Source organism: Roseobacter sp. EG26, from assembly GCF_049830555.1.
In the GTDB taxonomy this organism is placed as follows: domain Bacteria; phylum Pseudomonadota; class Alphaproteobacteria; order Rhodobacterales; family Rhodobacteraceae; genus Roseobacter.
In genome coordinates this window covers 83,600-106,107 of sequence record NZ_JBNBLH010000013.1, presented here as the reverse complement: position 1 = coordinate 106,107, position 22,508 = coordinate 83,600, and the positions used below count along the sequence as shown (strand labels likewise).

The 22,508-nt window shown below is 55.2% G+C and carries 21 protein-coding genes and 1 pseudogene; 10 read left to right on the top strand and 12 right to left on the bottom strand.

All coding sequences use genetic code 11. The annotated features are described in order from the left end of the window. Positions 1 to 538 precede the first annotated feature (538 nt). Positions 539 to 1,168, top strand: a complete 630-nt coding sequence (locus tag ACOTTU_RS21605) for a cobalamin B12-binding domain-containing protein (RefSeq protein WP_425661076.1) — start codon at positions 539 to 541, stop codon at positions 1,166 to 1,168. Between the two features lie 220 nt (positions 1,169 to 1,388). Here ACOTTU_RS21605 and ACOTTU_RS21600 read toward each other — a convergent pair whose 3' ends face one another. From ACOTTU_RS21600 to ACOTTU_RS21580, 5 genes are all read right to left on the bottom strand, one after another. Further along, positions 1,389 to 1,748 (bottom strand): DUF6768 family protein, encoded by a 360-nt coding sequence (locus tag ACOTTU_RS21600; RefSeq protein ID WP_425661074.1) that lies wholly within the window; start codon positions 1,746 to 1,748, stop codon positions 1,389 to 1,391. After that, a complete protein-coding gene (locus ACOTTU_RS21595) occupies positions 1,732 to 2,313 on the bottom strand; it encodes an RNA polymerase sigma factor (RefSeq protein ID WP_425661072.1) in 582 nt (193 codons plus the stop codon). The genes ACOTTU_RS21600 and ACOTTU_RS21595 overlap by 17 nt, the downstream gene beginning before the upstream one ends. A gap of 427 nt (positions 2,314 to 2,740) precedes the next feature. Continuing rightward, positions 2,741 to 3,799: an IS110 family transposase gene (locus ACOTTU_RS21590; RefSeq protein WP_425661040.1), complete on the bottom strand. Its 1,059-nt coding sequence runs from the start codon at positions 3,797 to 3,799 to the stop codon at positions 2,741 to 2,743. A gap of 525 nt (positions 3,800 to 4,324) precedes the next feature. Next, on the bottom strand, positions 4,325 to 5,218 hold the full coding sequence (locus ACOTTU_RS21585) for a hypothetical protein (protein ID WP_425661070.1): 894 nt from the start codon (positions 5,216 to 5,218) through the stop codon (positions 4,325 to 4,327). Between the two features lie 233 nt (positions 5,219 to 5,451). Then, positions 5,452 to 6,720 carry a hypothetical protein gene (locus ACOTTU_RS21580; protein ID WP_425661068.1) on the bottom strand — a complete coding sequence of 423 codons (1,269 nt, stop codon included), beginning with the start codon at positions 6,718 to 6,720 and terminating at the stop codon, positions 5,452 to 5,454. 123 nt (positions 6,721 to 6,843) lie between these two features. On the opposite strand from ACOTTU_RS21580, the gene ACOTTU_RS21575 reads away from it, so the two are divergent. Next, a complete protein-coding gene (locus ACOTTU_RS21575) occupies positions 6,844 to 7,764 on the top strand; it encodes a LysR family transcriptional regulator (protein WP_425661066.1) in 921 nt (306 codons plus the stop codon). Positions 7,765 to 8,070: 306 nt separating this feature from the next. Here the strand turns inward: ACOTTU_RS21575 and ACOTTU_RS21570 are convergent, their stop codons facing one another. Beyond that, entirely contained in the window at positions 8,071 to 8,955 is an 885-nt protein-coding gene (locus tag ACOTTU_RS21570) for a LysR family transcriptional regulator (protein ID WP_425661064.1), read from the bottom strand. Positions 8,956 to 9,127: 172 nt separating this feature from the next. Between ACOTTU_RS21570 and ACOTTU_RS21565 the strand changes: the two genes are divergently transcribed. Both ACOTTU_RS21565 and ACOTTU_RS21560 read left to right on the top strand, forming a co-directional pair. Continuing rightward, entirely contained in the window at positions 9,128 to 9,793 is a 666-nt protein-coding gene (locus ACOTTU_RS21565) for a peroxiredoxin-like family protein (RefSeq protein ID WP_425661062.1), read from the top strand. A 147-nt stretch (positions 9,794 to 9,940) separates the two neighbouring features. Next, the gene (locus tag ACOTTU_RS21560) at positions 9,941 to 10,789 is read left to right on the top strand and encodes a peroxiredoxin family protein (RefSeq protein ID WP_425661060.1); all 849 of its coding nucleotides are present in this window, start codon (positions 9,941 to 9,943) and stop codon (positions 10,787 to 10,789) included. A gap of 80 nt (positions 10,790 to 10,869) precedes the next feature. On the opposite strand, the gene ACOTTU_RS21555 is transcribed toward ACOTTU_RS21560, so the two are convergent. From ACOTTU_RS21555 to ACOTTU_RS21545, 3 genes are all read right to left on the bottom strand, one after another. Beyond that, positions 10,870 to 11,256, bottom strand: a complete 387-nt coding sequence (locus ACOTTU_RS21555) for a YybH family protein (protein WP_425661058.1) — start codon at positions 11,254 to 11,256, stop codon at positions 10,870 to 10,872. Positions 11,257 to 11,368: 112 nt separating this feature from the next. Then, a complete protein-coding gene (locus ACOTTU_RS21550) occupies positions 11,369 to 11,713 on the bottom strand; it encodes a hypothetical protein (protein ID WP_425661056.1) in 345 nt (114 codons plus the stop codon). Between the two features lie 74 nt (positions 11,714 to 11,787). Next, positions 11,788 to 12,174: a YybH family protein gene (locus ACOTTU_RS21545; protein WP_425661054.1), complete on the bottom strand. Its 387-nt coding sequence runs from the start codon at positions 12,172 to 12,174 to the stop codon at positions 11,788 to 11,790. 146 nt (positions 12,175 to 12,320) lie between these two features. On the opposite strand from ACOTTU_RS21545, the gene ACOTTU_RS21540 reads away from it, so the two are divergent. Next, positions 12,321 to 13,223 carry a LysR family transcriptional regulator gene (locus tag ACOTTU_RS21540; protein WP_425661052.1) on the top strand — a complete coding sequence of 301 codons (903 nt, stop codon included), beginning with the start codon at positions 12,321 to 12,323 and terminating at the stop codon, positions 13,221 to 13,223. A 12-nt stretch (positions 13,224 to 13,235) separates the two neighbouring features. Here the strand turns inward: ACOTTU_RS21540 and ACOTTU_RS21535 are convergent, their stop codons facing one another. Beyond that, on the bottom strand, positions 13,236 to 14,144 hold the full coding sequence (locus tag ACOTTU_RS21535) for a LysR family transcriptional regulator (RefSeq protein WP_425661050.1): 909 nt from the start codon (positions 14,142 to 14,144) through the stop codon (positions 13,236 to 13,238). A 109-nt stretch (positions 14,145 to 14,253) separates the two neighbouring features. On the opposite strand from ACOTTU_RS21535, the gene ACOTTU_RS21530 reads away from it, so the two are divergent. From ACOTTU_RS21530 to ACOTTU_RS21520, 3 genes and pseudogenes are all read left to right on the top strand, one after another. Next, positions 14,254 to 14,877: a glutathione S-transferase family protein gene (locus ACOTTU_RS21530; RefSeq protein ID WP_425661048.1), complete on the top strand. Its 624-nt coding sequence runs from the start codon at positions 14,254 to 14,256 to the stop codon at positions 14,875 to 14,877. Positions 14,878 to 14,889: 12 nt separating this feature from the next. After that, positions 14,890 to 15,366, top strand: a pseudogene (locus ACOTTU_RS21525) (DUF1348 family protein). Positions 15,367 to 15,393: 27 nt separating this feature from the next. After that, positions 15,394 to 17,367 carry a pyridoxamine 5'-phosphate oxidase family protein gene (locus tag ACOTTU_RS21520; RefSeq protein WP_425661046.1) on the top strand — a complete coding sequence of 658 codons (1,974 nt, stop codon included), beginning with the start codon at positions 15,394 to 15,396 and terminating at the stop codon, positions 17,365 to 17,367. A 254-nt stretch (positions 17,368 to 17,621) separates the two neighbouring features. Here the strand turns inward: ACOTTU_RS21520 and ACOTTU_RS21515 are convergent, their stop codons facing one another. Continuing rightward, positions 17,622 to 18,641: a LacI family DNA-binding transcriptional regulator gene (locus ACOTTU_RS21515; protein WP_425661044.1), complete on the bottom strand. Its 1,020-nt coding sequence runs from the start codon at positions 18,639 to 18,641 to the stop codon at positions 17,622 to 17,624. Positions 18,642 to 18,720: 79 nt separating this feature from the next. Between ACOTTU_RS21515 and ACOTTU_RS21510 the strand changes: the two genes are divergently transcribed. Beyond that, positions 18,721 to 19,902, top strand: a complete 1,182-nt coding sequence (locus ACOTTU_RS21510) for a phytanoyl-CoA dioxygenase family protein (RefSeq protein ID WP_425661042.1) — start codon at positions 18,721 to 18,723, stop codon at positions 19,900 to 19,902. Between the two features lie 360 nt (positions 19,903 to 20,262). Here the strand turns inward: ACOTTU_RS21510 and ACOTTU_RS21505 are convergent, their stop codons facing one another. After that, the gene (locus ACOTTU_RS21505; RefSeq protein WP_425661040.1) at positions 20,263 to 21,321 is read right to left on the bottom strand and encodes an IS110 family transposase; all 1,059 of its coding nucleotides are present in this window, start codon (positions 21,319 to 21,321) and stop codon (positions 20,263 to 20,265) included. Positions 21,322 to 21,600: 279 nt separating this feature from the next. On the opposite strand from ACOTTU_RS21505, the gene ACOTTU_RS21500 reads away from it, so the two are divergent. After that, entirely contained in the window at positions 21,601 to 22,404 is an 804-nt protein-coding gene (locus ACOTTU_RS21500) for a class I SAM-dependent methyltransferase (RefSeq protein WP_298922481.1), read from the top strand. Positions 22,405 to 22,508: the final 104 nt, after the last annotated feature.

Below are 22,508 nucleotides of genomic sequence, written 5' to 3'. Positions count from 1 at the left end.
AATTGTGATCCATAGATCGTAGCAACACGGGAACCAGGTTCGGTTCGCAATTCGCCGATTAGCGATAAAATTGGATTCTGAATGAATTCATTGGCGTTAAGTCTATTCCAATCTCTGACTAGTTTTAAGGTCTTGCCGGCCCAAACCGGTCACTCGACCTTGGTCGTGTATGAAGTAACCGCGCCCGCTTAGCCGCCATTCGTCGCGTTCGCGAAATCTGCTACCAGACCAAATAACGGATCGATGGACTTGGCCGTCGATCTCTTTAGATAGTAGCGCTCACGGCCAAGCGGAAGCAAAACTGTCAGGATCGCAATATTCCGTACCTACTTTACACTAAGGCAAGGGAATGTTCATGTCTGTACCGTCCATTGAGGATGTTGAAAGCATATTGATGGATTTTGCGCAAAAATGCGACTTTGCGCTTGTGTAATCTAGCTGAACGTATCGTTGAGGTCCTTTGCAAGAATTTGAATACTCAAGCGGGTCAAGATCGATCCATTTCGCCAAACGCGACCTTGACGACCTATGTGACCGATTGCTTCGTGGTGCTCCGTTTAGTGGGGAAGATGCGCTGCATCAGTTGATGTCTGATGGGATGAGTAAACGTGACTTGTACCTTCGTGTCTTGCCACAAGCAGCACGGCAATTCGGAACTCTTTGGGACAAGAACGAAGTGTCATATTTATCTGTTCAACTTGCAATGCTCAGAATTGAAGGGTTTTTGGAAGAAACCCAGTCACCCGAACCTCTAAGAATAACTCGGAAAGCCAAGCAGGCAATCTTGGCGAGTATTCCAGGTGATAGTCACACGATTGGTGCGAAAATTGCGGCGGATGCTTTGCGCTCAAAGGGGTGGGATGTCGATCTGAAAACAAACGTAAACTATTCCAAATTGATGGTTGAAATCGATCAGTCGCCAGCATCAATTCTTGCCTTGTCGGTAGGTTCGATCAGTTCAACGAATACGATGCAAAGGATACTAAAGGCAGTTCGCCTCATCAGGCCAGAAGTCAAACTCCTCATCGGTGGGCCATTGGTGCAAGTTGATCAGAATCTGTTCGACGACCTCGAAATCGACGGATTGTTTAGCAGCTTTGAAGACGCCGAGGATACTTTTAACGACCTAACCAAGACAGATGACGGGTTCAAACCATCGGACGACTGATGCGAAGCTTTGAGCGATGGGTGTTCAAACCTTTGGCTGAATCCAAATCTTGGGGATAGCGCAGCGCGGTCCTTGGCCTCTCACCGCCAGATATCAAAGTCGGCCCATTGCTGCCCTTCATCGGGCCTACCGACGCTGTAGCGCAGCTTCTCCAAAGCGGACTCTGGCAGATGCGCGCAGCATTTTGGTAGCCCAATGACCGAAACGCAGGCCAAAGCCGTTAGTTTCGGCTCAGCAACAAGAGTTCCAACCGCTTCAACTCGCGAATGACACGGTCGGCTTGCATTTGCGGCATAAGGCTCATTTTCAAGCTGGTCGCAACAATCATAAGGACAGCGCCAGTAATGCCCCATTTGACCGCGCCCAAGACCTCGGTCGCGCCGTAGAATTGCGTTGCGCAGTAAACTCCACACAGGAACATTGCGCCTTGAACCACCAAAATCACCCAAGTGACCCAACCGAGCTTACCGCTGAACTGGCTTAGACCAAGTGCGAAATAGCCCAGTTCCTTTGTTTCAGCCAAAGCGGCTTTATCTTGGTCTTCAAGAGCCTCATGAATCAATTCATCCAGTTTGGTCATTCTTGTCTCCTTTCAATAATACCCGAAGCTTGTCACGCGCATGCATCAAGCGGGTCTTTATCGTGCCAACGGGCACATCGAGTGCCGTCGCCACTTCAGCAACGGTCATTTCGTCAAGATAGAACAGCGCCAAAGTCGCCTGGTGCGTTGGCGGCAATCTAGCGATCGCATCACGCACATTTTGTGCATCCGCTGTTTGCTCACCCAAAGGGGCAGTCGTGAATTCGCCCTCTTCGGCCCAGCCCGCTGCTATTTCCCGATCTCGTTGACGGGTTTTGATTGCCGCGGCAACTTTGCGGGTGACAATCTGCATTGCAAAAGCCCGAAATGCTGCAACTTCGCGGAGCCGAGCTAATCCGCGCAAGATATCGACCCAAGCCGTTTGGGTCACATCACGCGCACCCTCCGCATCGCCAAGCAATCGGTTCGCATGCCTCAAGAGATGTGGTTGCACCAAGCGCACCAACTGATCCATCGCAGCGGTGTCCCCCATACGCGCTGACGCTACCAAATAGGCCTCAAGTGCACGGGCCTTTTGGGCCGAGGATGCTTTTGACTGTTCCATGTAGATAAGGTGCGCTGTATCGGGAAGATGGTTCAATCAGTCGCAAAAAAATCGTTCGACAACGCACGCTTCCTGAAGACTGCTGCTTGTGAAACGCAGTTTGGCACCAGTTGCGTTTTGCCCACTCCCGCTGTTAGCAGTAACGCGACTAACAGGCCGACCGATCTAGGTTAGATCGACACAGCCGACCCAAATGTATGTACCGGCTGCTGTTCGCAAGTGATTTCTGGCATGTTCTCGGAAGTCGCTCATATGTATCCGGCCTACTGATCGACACGCGGGTCGTGGCCTTGTTGGGGTTACGCACGCGCCGTGGTCTAATTAGCGGCAAGGTCTAAGATAACCGTTTGGGCCGTCAGACTCTGGGTGCGTAATTGTTCCGTTCCATGCTTTCTTTCAGTCGCGAACTCCTTTGGGTCGATCCAGCTCACACGCCGATAGCGACCTCGTCTCTGGGCGCGTCAAACGCCGTTTTGTATCTCAGTATGCTCCACGCCATGCGCGCCAGCTTATTGGCCAGGGCGACAGCAAGCTTGTTGCGGTTCATCCGTTCTGCGGCTCGCGTTAGCCATTCTCCAAAGCTGAAGTCCGGCCATCGATTGGTTCGCATCAAAATTACCTTGGCGGCCTGAACGAACAGCATTCGCAAGTATCGGCTGCCGCGTTTGGAGATGCGCCCAAGAACCGTTCGTCCACCTGTGCTGTATTGACGTGGTACAAGCCCAACCCATGCGGCAAAGTCACGGCCTCGACCAAAGGCCTCTCCCGTGCCAATGGCAGCAACCATCGCAGTCGAGATCATCGGACCGATACCGGGCACCGTCATTACGTTGACGCAGTTTTCTTCGGTGTGACTGATGTGTTCAATCTCCTTCGAGACCGTATCGATCCGATCATCCAGCCACAGCCAATCGCCATAGAGACCGATCAGGATCGTTCGCATGCGAGGTGATATCTCGTCCTTTCGCTCTTCTAGGATCGTCTCGAACGAGTTCTTCAGAGTCCGAAGACCTTTGCGCACTGTAATGCCCTGTTCGATCAGGAATGCGCGGATCTGATTGATTGTCGCCGTCCGGCGCGACACCAGCCGTGACCGAACACGATGGAGCGCCTGTAGGTCCAACTGTTCTTGGCTCTTCTCGGGGACAATCGGAAGATTGGGGCGCAGTGCAGCTTCAGCTATCGCCTCCGCATCGTTGTAGTCATTCTTCTGGCCCTTGATGAACGGCTTTACATATATTGCGGGCATGATCCGAGGCTCGAAGCCCATCTTGCGGAGCGTCCGGCTGACAAAGTGAGCGCTCAGACACGCCTCCATGCCGACTACGCAACGGGGCAGCCTCTCAAACGTCTGAACCAGCGCCAGCCGTTTGATCTGTTTGCGCATCACCAACTGCCCATCAGGGTCAAATGCCACGATATGGAATGTGTCCTTGCCGATATCAATGCCAACCGACATCAGCTCATCAAAGTCGCTCTTCGCCATGCTACTTCTCCTATCTGCAGGTGAAATAGGCCAAGCCTAACCTGCTGGGTGAAGCAGCCGGTACATCCCATTAGCTGCCCTTCACCCAACTCTTTCGACGCTGCGGTGCGGCCTACCAAAGCCGCCGTTTGCTGCGAGCGCAAAGTCTGAAGAGGTGGGAACTCACACATCGCGGACAAGGACGAAGCCGCTCGCGCGGCAGGGGCGCTTGTGGACACCCTTGCGCGGTGATCTGACGGTAGCGATTTTGGAAATGGGCACGACTGTCTGACGATTGGATCTCTCAATCAACAGACAGGAGGGTCCCATGACGGACACCAAGACCACACCGCTGCGCGAGCGGCTTCGTCCAGGTCCTGAAAACGGACCATTGGACTAGCTTCGGACCTTAAATCCAGGCTGTCTTGATGTTCCGAGGCGGACCTCAACGCCATTGGCTCGATGCAAGCGCCCATTTGGTGCGCTTCGCGAAACCCGCGAACCACGAAAGCACTGGGCCAGCAGAAAGTATGGATCGATTGGCGTTCATTCAGAGCAAATCGTCAGACCAATGTTGAGGTCAGTCGAAGTTGGGACAGCGATTTGATCGCTTGTGATTCGATCAAGAAGGTCGAGAAAATTGTTTCCTGCGACATCCTCCAGCTCGGTCTCGGCCACGAGTTTAACATCGGTTCCTGACCAAGGATGATTGGGTACAAAACGCCAGACGCGTTCGTTGCCAGCAACCTCGATTTTCCCTTCAATTCTATGACCCGTTTTCGCCAAAACGCGAACTTTGCTGAATAAGAGATGACGGTCAAAAGGGCGATCAAAGCTGATTTCAAGGGCCTCACGTGTTCCAACGCAGGGCGAAACTGACTGCCATAGACCGACATCCGGGCGCTCCCGAAGGGCTGATGAAACAGTGAAAGTCCTTGAAAAAATGGGCAAGACAGACGCCCCATCGGAAGAGGGCCAACCGCCCTCAACAGATAGCGTGTACTGTTGCCCTGCCCGCAATGCTGGGCCGAGCTCTACGTTGGTTGCGACCTCTCGCTTGATACGGCCAGGATCAATCAAAACGGTCAGTCGTGTGCGGTCCTCATTCCAAAGCTCTTGCTTGAATTGCATAAAGGCGGCGTCATCGACATTGCCGGAGGCGTCTCGCAGCTTGATGTAGTCAAATGCAACTTGGGGTCTCATCGGCGTTGAAAAATGGATGTAGAACCGAAGGGTATTTTCTGGAATGGTTTCGCCGCTTGGGTAAGTCTCGGTTACGGAGGCAGGAACCGTGGCGACCTCATTTGCAAGACGGAACACGTGAAGCGCATGTTCATCTTGCGGAGTCCAAACGTGCACCACATAGTCTTGGCCGGTGTCAAAACCGAACGCCGGCAAAAAGGTCAACGTCCCTTCGGACTGGGAGTATCTGCCAGCCATCGGCGTTCTACCTTCACAGCAGCGGTCTGCTGAACCGACAAAGATCTGAAGTCGTTGGGAGAGATCCACATCGTCTGTCTCGATTGCGGACAAGCGCATAGAGACAGGCTCAGCCCTCGTTTGAGGCAAGGATACGCCAGTCTCGTCTGTATGCACAGGTGAACCTATCATTGCAACCACCGAGAGGATCGCCAATATCTTGGCGACCCCGTTGTTAAGACCACGCCCCATGATCAGTTCGACATCCGCTCTGCGGAGGCAGCTGGGTCGTACTGTGGGAAGTCGAACTCTGCGAGCAGATTGTGAATGCGGTTCGGGTACCATGCAGGGTTGGTGTCAAGATTAAGGCTTCCGGTGTAGGCATCGCGATTTACAGACACAAAGAAACCGCCGCCAACCAAGTCCATGTGCAGGGGCACACCTTCAAACATGACGGCTTCGCCAACAGGCCCGAAGGGCATCACCGGGCTATCATCCAACTTGAAGCCACGCTCAAAGTCTTCATGCGTAACAACTTGCACGTTCTGCAGTCCACTGATGGGAATGAGCTGCGGCGCACGGCTGTTGCTCGTGACAAACAAAGAAGGTTGGGCTTCGCCGCCAAATGGGTTCTGGTGGTTATAGGCGATCATGTCGAGTGGCTGGCCGTTGCCGTAATCCATGATTGTACGTGCTGAGATCTTGGCACCATCTTCGATATCGGACAGGGGAACCAAGACAATCGGGCTGCAGGTATAGGCGGCAACTAGTTGGGGCTCGCCATCGATCTCCTGGATTGACATCGCCCGAATTGGCGCGCGGCTCTCATATTGGTCGTGGGCGATATGGTACATCTCAACGTTCGCTACGCTTTGTGTGCCGTCAAACGGGTAGGACACGCGGCGCAAGGATGAGAGGAAATTGTCAGTGGCAACCCCTGCCACGAAGAGTTCGCCTTCGTAAAACTCCATATCCATGATCGCCAGCGTGTTCAGTGGCACTGCGGCTTTAGCGAGATCACGCGGCATCGCTGGCGTCATAGGGCTACCGGAACGCCCATTGAAAGTGATCTCACCTTCCGGGAATTCGATAAGCTCCTGCTTCTGAAACTCGAGCGCAGCGAGGTCCAGGAGGCGCAGGCTTTGGTCTTGTGAGACTGCCACAATCGCTGGCTGAGAGACGAGATTGCCGATCCGGGTTACCGAAATGTAGACGTCGTTCGAAACCGGGTGTGCGGCGATATCATTGATCTGGATTGCGCCTGTCCCCACGCCCAGAAGTTCAGCGATTTTGGCGTCGATGTTGAAGATAGAGCTTGGCATGACTTGTGCGTCCGAAGCTTCCCCCGGAACCTCAAAGGCGTAGATTGCGCCGTTGTGGTTGTCGCCTACAAACAGCGTGCCGTCATCGGCAAACTCAAGCGCGCCGGCGAATTTGATATCGAGCGACGTCTCGGCGAGCGCGCCGGTCCCGATCGTTAGAGCGGCGGCCAGTGTGATAGCAATGTCAGAACTTCGTGACATGGTTTGATCTCCATTTTTACAGTTGAGCGATGCCTGGCGACACACGCAGGATTGCATCTGTGTCGCACCGCAATTAAGATGAATCAAATGAAACGTTTTCAGTATAAGTGAATGAAATTCATCATGGATGCACCACGACTTTCAAAGATCGATCTGAATTTACTCGTCGTGCTTGATGTTTTGCTGCGCGAAAAGAGCGTCGCCCGAACCGCAGATCGGCTGAACCTCACGTCATCTGCTGTCAGTCATGCGCTGAAACGCTTGCGTGTCTTGTTTGGTAACGAATTGCTCGTGCGAGACGGTCGGCACATGGTCCCAACAGCCAGGGGTGAAAGCCTCGCTGACTCACTGCCTTCCCTTCTGACTCAGGTCGAGCATGTCCTTGAGGCCCCCGAACCATTCGATCCCGCGTATTCAAACAGAACCTTTAGACTGGCAGCACCGGATTTCATCACGTCATTGCTTCCGCATTTGCTCAAACTGATTTCAGAAGAAGCTCCGGGTGTCAGGGTGGAATTGACGGCATTCTCTCCGACGGCGGTTCTAGAAATGGGCCAAGGGCGGTTCGATGCACTGATAGCGCCGAGTTTCAAACAAAAAGACGACCTGCGCGGAACGCCGATTGGCGCTTGGCCTTGGGTCGTTTACGGGCGAAAGAACCATCCGGCATTCTCCGATTGGTCGCTCGAGACCTGGGGGAACTTTCCACATCTTCAGGTGAGTGCATCCGCTTCGTCAGGTCACAGCCCTATTGATCGGTCGGCCGTCGAAAAGGGTATCTCGCGACACGTCGGGGCCGTCATCACGAGTTTTTCCATGGCAGCCCCGGTCCTAACCCGGACCGACCTACTGCTTTCGGTCCCCTCGATCGCAATGGATGATGCTGCGCAGGTTTATGGGTTAGAGCGACGCGCAGTTCCTTTCGACCTGAAACCGCTGGAATTGACACTATTCCGAAGCGCAACCACTGGCGATCAACCTGAAATCCGATGGTTTCATGACCATGTGGCGGCTGCCGCGAAAGTTCTCGTGCCGTCGCTTTAGGAACGTCGTTCCTGTTCAACTTAGTATTCAGAAGCGGACGCTCGTCACACGCGCAGCATCAAGAAAATTGGGCTCTTCGCGGCCATCGGAGCGACCGCAGCATCCTGTTCTAGAGGTCGGATCTGGCCGATGAGGACGGCCCTTTGCTGCCGTTGAGCATACGATCAGGATGCTGCAGCCGCAGCCCGCTTTCCGGACATTCGCTGCGATTGCGAAATCGGGGAAAGCTCGAACTCACTATCTGCGGACCAAACTACTTTTCTCTGCGGTTTTTTGAATTTCTGCTTATGTTGCAGGTCTGACGGATTAGTTCTTAAATGACTTGATGAGATAGTCTGTCAGCGCTTTAGCAGAGGGTTTTGCATGGCGCCCACCCGCCAGCACGGCATGAACGGAGACAAGCCCAATCTCCCATTCTGGAAACAACCGAACGAGTTGCCCTGTCTTAAGCTCTGCTTTGCATCCCCAGTAACTGGTTGTGATGATGCCCATCCCAGCAACTGCAGCAGCGGTAGCGGCTTCATTGACTGTGACGGATACGGGACTATCGACCTTAACTGAGAGCGCCTTTCCGTTCTTTGAGAATTTCCAACCTTGAGCACCTCTTCCCGCAGGTCCCAGAATGATTTTATGACTTGCCAGATCGGACGGTGATTTCGGGCTACCTGCTTTTTCAAGATAGGCGGGCGATGCCACAATCATGCGTTGGGTTTCACCGATCTTCCGCGCAATCAGCGTTGAGTCTGCCAGCTCACCAAACCGAATGGCGACATCAATTGCCTGATCTATCAGATCTTGCATTGTATCCGTTAGAACAAAATCAATTTGCAGCTCAGGATGTGCATCTACGAATTCTGGGATTCTTGGGATGATCTCTCGGACCGCGAAGCTGGTTGCACAGCCTACTCTTAGTCGTCCCTTTAATGTTCCATCTCCTCGGGCAAGATGATTGGCTTCGTCGAGAGATGCGATGATGCCTTCCACTCTGTCCAGATAATTGACACCAACTTCAGTCAGTTTCACGGCATGCGTGCTTCTCACAAACAGAGCGGCACCCAGGTCTTTCTCAAGCTTGGAGATTATTCGGGAAACGGAGGGTTGAGAGAGACTGATCTCTTTTCCTGCCGCTGTGAAGCTTTCGGTGCGTGCCACACGGCAAAAAAGACGAAGCGCAGCAATGTTATCAGTCATTTGGAAAATGAATAACAGTTAGTCATTTCCACATTCTACCAACGAAATATCAAATGCTCAATATTGTCTACACAGGCAGCGCGCTTCCTCGGCATCCAAGGAGCGAGGCGGATTGAGAAACGTGCCGCCCATTCGATTGAACACAACACAAACCCTCGAAGTGGAATGAAAAATGACCCTCCAAGACCAACTCAACGCTTTCAAAGAACAATTCAAGACGATGGCCCCCGAAGGCGCATTTGAAGCCTTTGGCCGGTCCACCCAAGAGCTGATCGACAGCGGCCAAGCCGAACGCGCTCTCAAGGCTGGCGATGATGTTCCTGATTTCGTGCTGACGGATTCGGATCGTAACGAAGTCGCTCTGAAAGACCTGTTGACCAAAGGCCCGGTCGTTCTGATCTTCTATCGCGGTGTGTGGTGCCCCTACTGCAACATCGAACTGAAGGCCCTTGAAGCTGTCGCCGAAGACATCCGCGCCCGTGGTGCAACCCTTGTTGCAATCTCAATGCAGGGTGCCGCAGATAGCCGCAAATCCCAGAAAGACAATGAGCTGAGTTTCCCGATCCTGACGGACAAGAATGGTGAGCTGGCCGCGAAATTCGGCATCCGCTGGACGCTGCAAGACTATGTGATCCCGGTCCACGACGGCTTTGGTGTTCACTTGCCGCGCATCCATGGCGACGGTCAGTGGAACCTGCCGATGCCAGCCCGCTACGTCGTGGATACCAACGGCAGCATTGCCTATGTGGAGGTGAACCCCGATTACACCCGCCGCCCTGAGCCTGCGGACCTGTTCCCGGTTCTCGACAACCTCGCTGCCTCTGTTGCCGCTGAATAACGCTCCCCGTGCGGCCCGCATGTCGGGCCGCGCATCTCACCAATTCAAGGCTCCCCGCAAAACGCAGCAACCAGGCCGCCGCAGGACCAACAAATCGAACTCGAAAGGACGAGACCAATGAAAGGCAAACTAATTCTCCCATACATCATGACCAACATGCTGTCAGGCGTCGGCTCCGCCGTTATGTTCTGGTATTCTGGTTATGATCCCATCTGGATCGGCACATTCTTCGCCACCTTCACCATGCCATTCTTCCTGATGGTTTTGGCCGGTGCCCTTGGCCTCTCCCGTACCTCGAAAAACTTGCCCGTGATCCAGTTGATCAATCTGGCTGCTGTTGCCTTCGTGGCCTACTCGCTCTTCGGTCGCAGTGGTCCATCGACTACGGCAGAATACGCCTCCATCGGTCTGGCCCTCTACGGCGCACTGTCCATGCAGTGGTACATCCACATCTTTTCGAACTACAAGCGCACCCCAAGCAAGGCCATCGTGAAAGGTCAGGCATTGCCTGAGCTGCCGCTGCACCGCCTTGATCAGACGCCCGTGTCTTCTTCGGAATTTACCGGTGACAAGACGCTGCTGGTCTTCTTCCGCGCAAACTGGTGCCCATTCTGCATGAACCAGCTCAAGGACGTGAAGGCGCAAGCTGATCGTCTGGGTGCGAATGGCGTACAGGTGAAATTCATCTCCAACCAAGGCTTTGAAAACTCGGCGAAGCTGGCGAAAGACATGGACCTGCCTACGCATTTCGAAATCCTGCAGGACGAAGACCTCCGCGCAGCCAAAGCCCTCGGCATCGAAGATATGGGCGGCGCTCCGTCCGGTATGCCCGGCTACCCGAACGATACGGTCATGGCGACTGTCATCGCTCTGGATGAGCAAGGCAACGTGATCTTCGGCGACGAGACAGACAACTACCGCCGCCGTCCTCACCCAGACACATTCCTGGGCGTGTTCGAAACACCCAGCAACGTCACCGCGATCGCTGCCGAGTAAAGTCAGAAACAAGACAGTTGGCACCGTGGACGACGTTTCACGGTGCCAATCAAGTCGGAAAACACGATCTTGAAATACGATCAGCCTATGATTGGAGGCCCGTTGGGGCAGTCAATCAGATAGCCCCAACCACCGTTTTCCAACCTTTTGGCGACTTCGGTGGATTGACCTTCGGCCATCACAGTACCGTCCGGAGCAACAACGCTCCAATTCGCGCGTAGCAAGGCAATGTCACCGACAATCACTTCACTGAACACTTCGCTTTGGATCTGTGGGCGGACGTCCATAAAGCCTTCAAAGGCAGCCCGTGCACCTGCAATCCCCTGTCTGGGGGGCTGATCGGGTGGAAAGAATATCTGGCAATCTGGATGAAACATCGAGGTGATGCCATCCAGATCTCCCTCTTGCAGATAGGCGCTGACGCAATCCGCGATGTCACGGGGCCTATGGGCGATGTGTTGTGTCATGTCGTTACTTTCATTTGGGGGGATCAGAAGTCGAAAGAACCGGCATTCCGTTCATGATCTGGAAGCCAAGTTTCCTGAATATGAAGCCACGTGATGGAGTTGGTCATTTCAATCAGAACAGAGGTCCGGCGGGCATTGTTTGCCTCATCCGACAGGACGGCCCCGGTTTGCCATTCCGTGTATGTTGCGAGCACGAGATCTCCTCGGAAATAGCGAATATCGACATCGCGGATATGGCTCCGGAAATTTGGGTGGTGCCGTATCCGCGGCTAAACCCTTCTCGAATGATATCTGCGGTCATCACCATGCCCTCAGGGGGGATGAACTGGACGTCTTTGTGCAGCCGCGACAAGAACCGGGGCTCCAATAAGTCTCGGTCAACGGTGCCATTGAACCATTCGGTGAAGAAGACGTGGAGGGCCACGATTTCCTCGTTGACGATTTCTAGGGGGCTCATGATCTCAAGTTCCTTGCGCAGTCGGGTGTGTCAGAGGGACGGGACCGCGCCTGGTTGGGCGCAGCCGCGAGGGCTCAGGTCGGGCCGTTGTTGTCCATGTCGAGGAACATCTTCCATGCGCCGCCCTCATCGCGCTTGTAGCCAAGCACCAGGCGCCCCTCTGGCCGTTTGAGCTCGCCTGTGTCGCGCATTTTCATCGTGCCGTGGAAGCGGCCGGACACGATGGCGGTATCTCCGTAGAATTGCAGATCCTCGATGTCGTAGCCGGACGTGATTTCCGCCGCTGCGATGCGCGGATTGTATTTGTCACGGATTGCCTGCGTGCCAACGGTGACAGGCTGGCGTTCATTGATTGTCATGACGTCGGGATGGCAGGACGCCACCATCCGCTCGATGTCACCGCTGTCGAGGCCATTGTTCCATTCGTCGATGGCGGCTTGGATTTCTTCACGTTCAGTCATGGTCTTGCTCCTTGGTTTTTTGAGTGAAGAACCGGTCATCGACCACTTCTTCGCATCTTGAATTCGCGTCTTGCTGCATATGTACGTCGCTGATATCGTTAGGATAAGAGCGTATTTTCCTGACATTATGATCGGATAAGCGAACAATGGCCCGTAGCAATTTTGCCGACATTCGTGTCTTCGTGGAGGTTGCACGGCGTGGTGGGTTCCGCGCGGCTGCGGAACATCTTCAACAAGCCCCCGCATCAGTCAGTGAGGCTGTCCAGCGCTTTGAAGACCGTCTCGGTGTACGACTGCTTGAGCGTTCCTCACGCTCTGTCGCGCTGACGCCGATCGGGGAACAATTCTACGCTAAGAGCCTCCCCTCCATTATCGATCTCGAAGGTGCACTGGATGATATTCATGACCAGAAGGATGAGGTCGCCGGCACTTTGAGACTTTCGGCGCCTTACAGTGCAGGGCCCTTCTTTCTCGATGATCTGGTCGCGCGGTTTGCGACCGCATTTCCAAGTGTGGATGTCGAGGTGATCTATGATGACAGGAAAGTAGACCTTCTCACTTCCGGAGTTGACGTCGCTATCCGTTCAACCACCTTTCTGGCGCCAGACACCCATGCCGTTGCCGTGGGACCGGAACTGGCTATGACCATCGTTGCGTCAGATGACTATCTCGCGCAGCGAGGGGCACCCTCCCATCCGCGTGACATCCTGGATCACGATGCCATCTGCTATGCGTTTGGGTCGGGTGACAACCTTGCCCCTTGGGGATTTTCCGGGCTGGACGGCGCCTACACGCTGCGGCCCAAACCGCGCATGGTTGCGAACGATATGCGAACTCTTCTCGCTTATGCGAAACACGGGCTTGGGCTGGCGTATGTCTACCGGGAAATCGCTTCTCCCTATTTACGCGAGGGCGGCCTGACCGAAGTACTCAACGACCATCTGGAACAACTGCCCCGCTATTCGCTGAATTATCGCAGCAAACGTAATATGACCCGACGCCTGAGGGCGTTTGTCGACGTGGCGAAAGTACCGCGCAAGGCCCCGTAGCGCTCTTTCAAATTAAGCGGTTGCGTGACCGTCAGGGCACAGGTCTGGATCGCTTGCCAAATGATCGATCAAGGCGCGCACCCTTGTCGTCAGCCGCCGGTTTTGCGGGAAAAGTGCTGCGACAGTGTATGGCGAGACGCGGTGTTCAGCAAAAAGCTCGACCAGGTCGCCGGTTCTCAAGGCCTCGGCGACCGTGTAGGCGGGACAGCGGGCAATGGCGGTGCCCATCATCGCAAGCCGAGCCGAGGCGGCGGGGGCGTTGATCCGAAAACGTCCGTTGACGGACACGAGTTCCTCTGTGCCGTTGACCTTGAACCGCCACACGGCGGGTTCCGTCATATTGCCATCTAGAATGCATTCATGGGTGGCCAGCGCGCGGGGATGGCTGGGCACACCTGTTCGCGCCAAATAGTCGGGCGATGCACAGACAACCAAAGGCATACGACCAAGTTGCCGGACTTTGAGCGAGCTGTCCCGCATCGGGCCAATCCGAATGGCGAGGTCGAACCCTTCCTCGACAATCGACACCCGACGATCCGAGAATTGCAGATCCAGTTCAACGTTGGGGTGTTTCGCCCCAAACCTGGCCAGAGAAGGGGCAAGCCGCAGGGCTCCGAACCCCGTGGGCGCGGAGATGTGTATCGCGCCACGCAGCGACGTCTGTTCGTTTCGGACCCGCTCTTCCAGCTCATCAAATCCGTCGAGCAGCGGCGCGCATAGGGACAGATACGTCGCGCCCGCATCTGTCAAAGAAACACTGCGCGTCGTCCGGTTGAGCAACTGGACCCCAAGCGCGTTTTCCAGATCGGCCACGTATTTGCTGACCAAGCGGGCAGAACGCCCCATGCGCTGTGCCGCGACAGTGAACGAGGCGTTCTGCGCGACGAGTGCAAAGGCGCGCATACGATCAATCTTGTCCATCTTATTGCGCCCTCCCAGGGCTTAGACTTTCCCAAATTTAGGCGATTATCGCCGGAATGCACAATGCGTACCTGTCGTCTCGCGCCCGACAACAGAACAGGAGCCACAAATGTCAATCGCCGTTCGCATTCACCACTTTGCAAAATCAGGTCACGCGCACCGCGCTTTGGTTTTTGCGAAACTTGCTGGGATCCCGCATGAGGCCGTCCCTGTTGATTTGGCCGCAGGGGCGCATAAATCACCCGAATTCCTCGCGATGAACCCGAATGGACAAGTGCCCGTTCTCGAGGATGGTGAGGTTGTTGTATCGGATTCGAACGCGATCCTCGTCTATCTCGCGCGGACCTATGCGCCGGACTGGATGCCAACCGACGCGTTAGCAGAGGCCAATGTGCAGCGCTGGCTGACGCTTGCTGCGGGCGAGATTGCGTTCGGCTCCTGCGCTGCGAGGTTGATCACCGTCTTTGGCGCGCCGCTGGATCCAGACTTTGCCGCAGCGACGGCGGAAAAGGCGATGCAAAAGCTGGAGCAGGGTCTGGACGGCCGGGATTGGCTTGTTGGAGATCGTCCGACAATCGCGGATGTCGCCACCTATTCCTACACAGCCCACGCGCCCGAAGGGAATGTCTCGCTTGAGCCATATCCGAATGTGCGCGCCTGGATTGCCCGTTTCGAGGCGCTGCCCAATTTCGAAGCTATGCCAGCGACGGCTGTCGGCCTTGTGGCTGAATAAGGGAACTTTGACATGACAGCCGAAGCCCAACGTCACCCGTTGCCACCGTTCACAAAAGCGACGGCAGCCAAGAAAGTGCGCCTTGCCGAAGACGGCTGGAATGGCCGTGATCCGGCAAAAGTTGCACAGGCCTACACACCGGACAGCAAGTGGCGCAATCGCGCGGAATTCCCCGAAGGGCACGCTCAGATCCAAGAGTTCCTGGCCCGCAAATGGGCCAAAGAGCTGGACTAGCGGCTGATCAAAGAGCTGTGGGCCCACGACGGCAACCGCATCGCGGTGCGCTACGCCTACGAGTATCACGACAACAGCGGCAACTGGTTTCGGGCCTATGGCAACGAGAACTGGGAGTTTGATGATGACGGCTATATGGCCAAGCGCTTTGCCAGCATCAATGAGCATCCCATTCAGGAAACCGACCGCAAGTTCCGCTGGCTGCTAGGACGGCGCCCGGATGATCACCCGGAGCTAAGCGATTTGGGGCTTTAGCCGTTCGGCGGATGAAAGGGTCAAGACATGGTTCAGCTACATACATCCCATAAGGGTGAGCGGCGGCTTCAGGAACTTCGCAAGACGCCAAGAGAGCTCGCCGAATCCATTCCGCAGTACATCCAAGCGGACATGCCACGGCAACACGCCGAGTTCTTTGCCGGTCTGCCATATGTGCCACTGGCAACGCTTGATGGCCACGGGCGTCCGTGGGCCAGCCTGTTGGTCACAGGTTCCGAAAGTGATCCAGCGATCGGTATTCAGGTAACCGGTCACAATCAAATGGATGTGGTTGCCGAAACCAATCCGCATGATCCTTTCGCCCTTTCCTTGCAGCACGCCACAAAGGCGGACGGCGCAGGGCGGCTTTTCGCTGGGGTGGGCGTGGATTTCACCAACCGGCGCCGGAACAAGATCGCCGGGTCAATCGAGGCCGCTAGTGTCGATGACGCAGGCAGAGTCAGTTTGCGATTGGTGTCCGATCAGCACCTCGGGAACTGTCCAAAGTACATCACTGTGCGCAGCTTGGCGCACGTACCGCGCACCGCTGAACTTTTGCATGACAGTTTTGAAACCAGCACGACGGCGCTTCCGAACGAGGCCAAGGTGGTTGTCGGTCGTGCGAGCACGGTATTTCTGGCGACCAAGCACAGTGCTGATGGTACCACTTCAGGGGCCCAGACCGATATGGGCGTCAACCATCGCGGCGGCGCACCAGGTTTTACGCGCCTTTACGAAGAAACCAAGGGCGACCGCACCACGACGTATCTGGTGCTACCTGACCATTCCGGAAATCGATTTTATCAATCCTTGGGCAATATTGAGTTCGACCCACAGGTCGGGCTGGTGTTTCCTGACTTTCAAACCGGCGATATCCTTTATGTGACGGGTAAGGCTGAAAACCTGATGGATGACGCAGCCGCGGCACTGATGCCACGGGCAAGCCTTCTGACGCGCATCAAGGTAACCGGGGCCGTCTTTGTTAAAGAAGGACTCAACCTAAAACTGACGTCCAGCGAGCAACTCTCACCCTACAATCCGCCAGTGAAATACCTGCGCCAGGAAATGGAGCAGATGGGCCACGAGCTGGTTGCTGGTGAAAACGACGCGCCAATATCGGCGACGCTCATTTCGACCAACACGCTGTCTGACAGCATCAAGACTTTCAACTTTGAGCTTTCGGAACCGATCAACGCACCGCTGCCCGGTGGGTTCGGTGTGTTCGACTTTTCGGGGCTGTTAGATGCCGGATACAGTCACATGAACGAAGCGAACCCGCAGCTCGTCAATGAGGATTACATGCGCACTTGGACGCTTTCGAGCACGCCTGGATTTGACACAAGAGATAATGCGTTTCGTCCAACCAATAGGGTGAGCGTCACGGTGAAACGTAAGCCGGGTGGTTTGATGTCCAATGTCCTACACAACAACGCCCACAAGCTGATCGAAGAGCAGCTGCCAATTGCATTCAAAGGCACCGGGGCAGGCTTTAGTTGCTTTTCCCAAGGCAATGGCGGCGATCCACCTGAAGTCCCCCCTAGGATGCTTTGGATCGCAGGCGGCGTCGGCATCACACCGTTCATGGCGATGTGGGACGGTATCCTTGAGATGGCGCAGGCGCACACGCGACCCAATTTGACAGAGATCGAACTGTACTTTTCCGGTCGGGGTGACGACATCAAGGTTCTGGAACACTTTTCAAAACACAGCGACGCGCTCTCGGCCAATGTGAGACTTCACATCACGGTGTTTCACAGCATAGGTCTTGACCCAATGGCCGAAAGAGCTGCGCAGGATGATCTAAGAGAGGCATTCTCTGAGGATGGTTTATATCTCAAAGAGCGGCGCGTTCAGATTGACGATTTTGAGCCCATCTCAGAACTCGACACACGAGAGGTCTACTTGTGTGGACCTGAGGCTCTGATGACTTGGTGCGAAGCGGCACTTTCCGAATTAAACGTCGACGAAGGCAGACTGCATCGCGAGTCCTTCATCTTTTGACGGTAATGTCCACAACACCGCATGTGCGGCGTTTTTGATATTCAGAATTCCTGTACCGCTCTCGCTGGCGGCCCATAAGAGACATTCGGCAAGCCGCTAGTATTCTGCAATCGCAGCCCGCATTCCCGTCGTTCGCTGCAAGCACAAAGCTAGAAACTACACGCACTCACGGTCTGCGGAATTGATCAGGCGTTGCCAAACAAGCCGATGGTTTCGACTTATCTAGGTCAGAGTGCACACTCAGATCGGAAAACTCACCGTGGAACATTCTCTGGCGTCAGGACCTGAACGGTTGAGATTGGCGTCTCCAACGGATCGTTAGATAGCCGATGGTAGGACAAGAAGGCGTTGAAGACGTTTCTTATGTCCAGTTGCAAATCGTGATGCAGCACGAAGTCAAGGCGCCTGTGCAGAACAAGTTCTCGGTTTTCCTTATCAAGGTCATGAGCCACGTACACCTTGGGGCGCAGCCCGTTGTCCTTCAACGTGCGTAGGATCGATCGGTTGCCGCCCCCCATCGAATAGACCGCATTCAAATCGTGAATGTCGCCCAAGGAATTCCTCAGGAGCTTTGACGTTTCAAAATCCATTCCGCTGCCGCCCTGGATAGCCAGGACCTGCAGACCAGGGCAGTTGGTAGCTAGTGCTTCGATAAATGCCGACTCGCGCTCTTCTTCTCCCAGAAAGCCTTCATGGCTGCGCGTGGCCAAGACCGTTCCCTGACCATCCCCAAGCGTTCGCGAGATAAGGTAGGCAGCAGTGCGTCCAGCACTGGCGTTGTCCAGCCCGATATATGCAAGCCGATCGGGGCTTCCGATATCCGTTACAAGCGTGACCACGGGGATTCTGGCTTTAGCCAGCATTTTGACTGCTTTTCTTATTTTTGCTGTGTCCCGGGCCTTGAGGCAGACACCTTGGCTTCCGCGTTTCATGATCCGCCCGAGCGCCGCAACGACCTCCTCTTCTTCCATAATGTCCTGCAACAGAAATCGCGGACGGCAAACAGCGGTTCCGATCTGAGGCAGTATGGCCTCTGCGGCCGCTTTCACTTCGCGACTGAACCGTGATGGTGCCTCAACAACGAAATCGAAGAACAAACGCCTTCCACGGGCAGCAAGCTGGGCTTCTTGGGCCTTCAACTCTTCTATTGCGGCCATAACACGTAGCTTTGTCTGCGGGCTCACATGGGCCCGGCCATTCAGAACCCGGTCGACGGTGGCAGTGCCGAGACCTGCCTGCCGCGCGATCTCTTTTATAGGAAAGCGGTGTGTCATTTGATGTGTTTTTGATGCGCTTTTTGGTCCAACGCAATCCCCGCCACCTTATCCTATTCGAGACAAGGGAGGAGCCATGATGACAGATACTGTCGACAACACGATCGCCTACTACGACCCCAATACCTGTGATCTGGGGGAGTTCACGGCACTCATAAGTCAAACGACACGCGGCGAGCAGGTGCCGCACGCGGCCGGCATTGAAAAGAACATCCCGATCTACGACATGACGAACCTGCGCTCGGCTCTCGAAAATGACCAGACCCGCCGAGAGGTCATGGCGGAATGGGCGCAGGTCCTGCGCGCCGGCGCGGGGGTCGTGGCCTTGAAGGGAGCTTATGCCGATACGGCGGTTCTGGATCGGGCAACCCGCATCTACGAAGGAATAATCGCGGAAGAGAAGCAGGGAAACGGGGGCGCAGGCGATCACTTCGCGGCATCGGGATCGAATGATCGGATATGGAACGCTCTTCAAAAGCTCTGCGAAGCCTCGCCCGAGGTATTTCTTGACTACTTCTCAAACATTTCCATCGCGGCAGTTTGCGAAGCTTGGCTGGGGCCGAATTATCAGATGACTGCACAGGTCAACCTGGTGCACCCCGGCGGCGCCGCTCAGCAGGCTCATCGCGACTATCATCTGGGATTTCAAACCGCCGACGTCAGCGCGTCATATCCCGCGCACGTCCACGACGTCTCGCCAATTCTGACGCTTCAGGGCGCAGTCGCACATTGCGACATGCCTTTGGACAGCGGCCCGACCAAACTGCTGCCTTTTTCGCAAGCATATCGTCCGGGCTATGCAGCATGGCGCCGGGATGACTTTCGGGCACTTTTCGAAGAACGCCATGTGCAATTACCGCTGGCCAAAGGAGATGCCGTGTTTTTCTCCCCTGCTCTGTTTCACGCTGCCGGAGCCAACACGAGTCCTAGCATCCACCGTTTCGCAAACCTATTGCAGGTGTCGTCAGCCTTCGGTCGCGCAATGGAAACTGTCGATCGGGACACGATGTGCAAGCTGCTGTTTCCGTACGCGGTCCGGGCCAGGGAAGAAGGAAGGTTGAGCGCAGCGGAATTGTCTGCGGTAATCGCCGCAACCGCCGAAGGGTATTCTTTTCCAACAAACCTGGATCGCGATCCGCCGACGAACGGTCTTGCCCTGGAAACCCAAGCCGCCTTTTTCACGCGCGCATTGTCAGAAGAGATTGAGGAATCTGCGTTCGCCCAACAGCTCGATCAGATGGGTGAAGTACGCAAGGCCTAGAACCGACGAGCACGGCAGCGGAACTCAAAAACCGCAGTCGCCTTCACAATCTGCCTTTGCCCGTATCGAGCTCCTTGCCCACTCTGTGGCCGGTGGGGTGTAGATGCATCCACGAGGACGGCCCAAATGTATGTACCGGCTGCTGTTCGCAAGTGATTTCTGGCATGTTCTCGGAAGTCGCTCATATGTATCCGGCCTACTGATCGACACGCGGGTCGTGGCCTTGTTGGGGTTACGCACGCGCCGTGGTCTAATTAGCGGCAAGGTCTAAGATAACCGTTTGGGCCGTCAGACTCTGGGTGCGTAATTGTTCCGTTCCATGCTTTCTTTCAGTCGCGAACTCCTTTGGGTCGATCCAGCTCACACGCCGATAGCGACCTCGTCTCTGGGCGCGTCAAACGCCGTTTTGTATCTCAGTATGCTCCACGCCATGCGCGCCAGCTTATTGGCCAGGGCGACAGCAAGCTTGTTGCGGTTCATCCGTTCTGCGGCTCGCGTTAGCCATTCTCCAAAGCTGAAGTCCGGCCATCGATTGGTTCGCATCAAAATTACCTTGGCGGCCTGAACGAACAGCATTCGCAAGTATCGGCTGCCGCGTTTGGAGATGCGCCCAAGAACCGTTCGTCCACCTGTGCTGTATTGACGTGGTACAAGCCCAACCCATGCGGCAAAGTCACGGCCTCGACCAAAGGCCTCTCCCGTGCCAATGGCAGCAACCATCGCAGTCGAGATCATCGGACCGATACCGGGCACCGTCATTACGTTGACGCAGTTTTCTTCGGTGTGACTGATGTGTTCAATCTCCTTCGAGACCGTATCGATCCGATCATCCAGCCACAGCCAATCGCCATAGAGACCGATCAGGATCGTTCGCATGCGAGGTGATATCTCGTCCTTTCGCTCTTCTAGGATCGTCTCGAACGAGTTCTTCAGAGTCCGAAGACCTTTGCGCACTGTAATGCCCTGTTCGATCAGGAATGCGCGGATCTGATTGATTGTCGCCGTCCGGCGCGACACCAGCCGTGACCGAACACGATGGAGCGCCTGTAGGTCCAACTGTTCTTGGCTCTTCTCGGGGACAATCGGAAGATTGGGGCGCAGTGCAGCTTCAGCTATCGCCTCCGCATCGTTGTAGTCATTCTTCTGGCCCTTGATGAACGGCTTTACATATATTGCGGGCATGATCCGAGGCTCGAAGCCCATCTTGCGGAGCGTCCGGCTGACAAAGTGAGCGCTCAGACACGCCTCCATGCCGACTACGCAACGGGGCAGCCTCTCAAACGTCTGAACCAGCGCCAGCCGTTTGATCTGTTTGCGCATCACCAACTGCCCATCAGGGTCAAATGCCACGATATGGAATGTGTCCTTGCCGATATCAATGCCAACCGACATCAGCTCATCAAAGTCGCTCTTCGCCATGCTACTTCTCCTATCTGCAGGTGAAATAGGCCAAGCCTAACCTGCTGGGTGAAGCAGCCGGTACATCCCATTAGCTGCCGCTGACGGGTGAGCCCAGATGCTGCGGTCGCAGCCCGCATAGCGGACCTTCGCGCAGCGTGCAGCATTTCCACAATGCGTATGACCGGGTCGCGGGACACCAAGTTACCGTCTGATCGAGCTGCTCAAAGGCCCGGTTTTTTTGATTTCTTGGGTAAGTGTGTCTAGCATTTCGGCAGGATGTATTTTGAGAGCTAAGCCATGTCTGATCCATATTCTGATCTTGGCGCACAAGACACTGCGCTTCAGGAACGTATAGCAGCGGCGATGGAAGCCCGTTGCCTTGAGCCCGCACAGGTCGCAATTCGCAAGGCCTACTTGAGTGACCTAAAGCTCCCGAGCGATGCGCGTGCGTTGGAACTCGGGTCCGGCACAGGCCACGTAACCAAGGACCTACTGGACCTTGCTGGCGCGAAAACAGCGCATGGGCTGGAACCTTCACCGGTGATGGTTGAACGGGCGAAAAAGAGCTTTGGAAATGATACACGGCTCAGCTTCGACATCGGTGATGCAAAGGACACGGGGTTTGAGGACGCCTCATTCGACCTGGTTTTGATGCATACCTTGCTGTGTCACGTGCCCGGCCCTGAAGCTGTTGTGCAGGAAGCTTTCCGCATCCTGAAGCCGGGCGGTGTGTTGGCGATTTGCGACGGCGATTACGATACCGCGACGGCACAGATTGCAGATTTCGATCCGCTAGATCAACTTATTCGGTTCATGATCAATCAAAACGTCACCAACCTTTGGATCATGCGACAAGTCTCCGGCATACTCGCCAAGACGGGCTTTCAACTTGGGGCACGAAAGGGGCATGGATACGTCGCCGAAGCAGAAGCGACATACTTCTTGACTGTCATAGACCGAGGTGCCGACCGTATGATCGAAGAACGTGTTCTGTTTCCCGAAACAGCAGAGGCGTTGAAGGCCGAGGCACGACGCCGGGTGGCTGAGAAGACCTTCTTCGGCTTTATGTCTTACGTAAGCCAGATTGCGACAAAGCCATAGACAACTCAGCATTCACTTAGACCGGACTTTCGTTCGCGGCGCAGCGCTTGACGGAGTGGGCTCTTCGCGGTCAACGAAGGCGGCGCAGGATCCCGCAACCAAGC

Bases quoted from the DNA above. Each gene is read 5' to 3' on its own strand.
- ACOTTU_RS21600 (WP_425661074.1), bottom strand. From the start codon at position 1,748: ATGACCAAACTGGATGAATTGATTCATGAGGCTCTTGAAGACCAAGAT.
- ACOTTU_RS21595 (WP_425661072.1), bottom strand. From the start codon at position 2,313: ATGGAACAGTCAAAAGCATCCTCGGCCCAAAAGGCCCGTGCACTTGAG.
- ACOTTU_RS21590 (WP_425661040.1), bottom strand. From the start codon at position 3,799: ATGGCGAAGAGCGACTTTGATGAGCTGATGTCGGTTGGCATTGATATC.
- ACOTTU_RS21585 (WP_425661070.1), bottom strand. From the start codon at position 5,218: ATGGCTGGCAGATACTCCCAGTCCGAAGGGACGTTGACCTTTTTGCCG.
- ACOTTU_RS21580 (WP_425661068.1), bottom strand. From the start codon at position 6,720: ATGTCACGAAGTTCTGACATTGCTATCACACTGGCCGCCGCTCTAACG.
- ACOTTU_RS21575 (WP_425661066.1), top strand. From the start codon at position 6,844: ATGGATGCACCACGACTTTCAAAGATCGATCTGAATTTACTCGTCGTG.
- ACOTTU_RS21570 (WP_425661064.1), bottom strand. From the start codon at position 8,955: ATGACTGATAACATTGCTGCGCTTCGTCTTTTTTGCCGTGTGGCACGC.
- ACOTTU_RS21565 (WP_425661062.1), top strand. From the start codon at position 9,128: ATGACCCTCCAAGACCAACTCAACGCTTTCAAAGAACAATTCAAGACG.
- ACOTTU_RS21560 (WP_425661060.1), top strand. From the start codon at position 9,941: ATGACCAACATGCTGTCAGGCGTCGGCTCCGCCGTTATGTTCTGGTAT.
- ACOTTU_RS21555 (WP_425661058.1), bottom strand. From the start codon at position 11,256: ATGACACAACACATCGCCCATAGGCCCCGTGACATCGCGGATTGCGTC.
- ACOTTU_RS21550 (WP_425661056.1), bottom strand. From the start codon at position 11,713: ATGAGCCCCCTAGAAATCGTCAACGAGGAAATCGTGGCCCTCCACGTC.
- ACOTTU_RS21545 (WP_425661054.1), bottom strand. From the start codon at position 12,174: ATGACTGAACGTGAAGAAATCCAAGCCGCCATCGACGAATGGAACAAT.
- ACOTTU_RS21540 (WP_425661052.1), top strand. From the start codon at position 12,321: ATGGCCCGTAGCAATTTTGCCGACATTCGTGTCTTCGTGGAGGTTGCA.
- ACOTTU_RS21535 (WP_425661050.1), bottom strand. From the start codon at position 14,144: ATGGACAAGATTGATCGTATGCGCGCCTTTGCACTCGTCGCGCAGAAC.
- ACOTTU_RS21530 (WP_425661048.1), top strand. From the start codon at position 14,254: ATGTCAATCGCCGTTCGCATTCACCACTTTGCAAAATCAGGTCACGCG.
- ACOTTU_RS21520 (WP_425661046.1), top strand. From the start codon at position 15,394: ATGGTTCAGCTACATACATCCCATAAGGGTGAGCGGCGGCTTCAGGAA.
- ACOTTU_RS21515 (WP_425661044.1), bottom strand. From the start codon at position 18,641: ATGACACACCGCTTTCCTATAAAAGAGATCGCGCGGCAGGCAGGTCTC.
- ACOTTU_RS21510 (WP_425661042.1), top strand. From the start codon at position 18,721: ATGACAGATACTGTCGACAACACGATCGCCTACTACGACCCCAATACC.
- ACOTTU_RS21505 (WP_425661040.1), bottom strand. From the start codon at position 21,321: ATGGCGAAGAGCGACTTTGATGAGCTGATGTCGGTTGGCATTGATATC.
- ACOTTU_RS21500 (WP_298922481.1), top strand. From the start codon at position 21,601: ATGTCTGATCCATATTCTGATCTTGGCGCACAAGACACTGCGCTTCAG.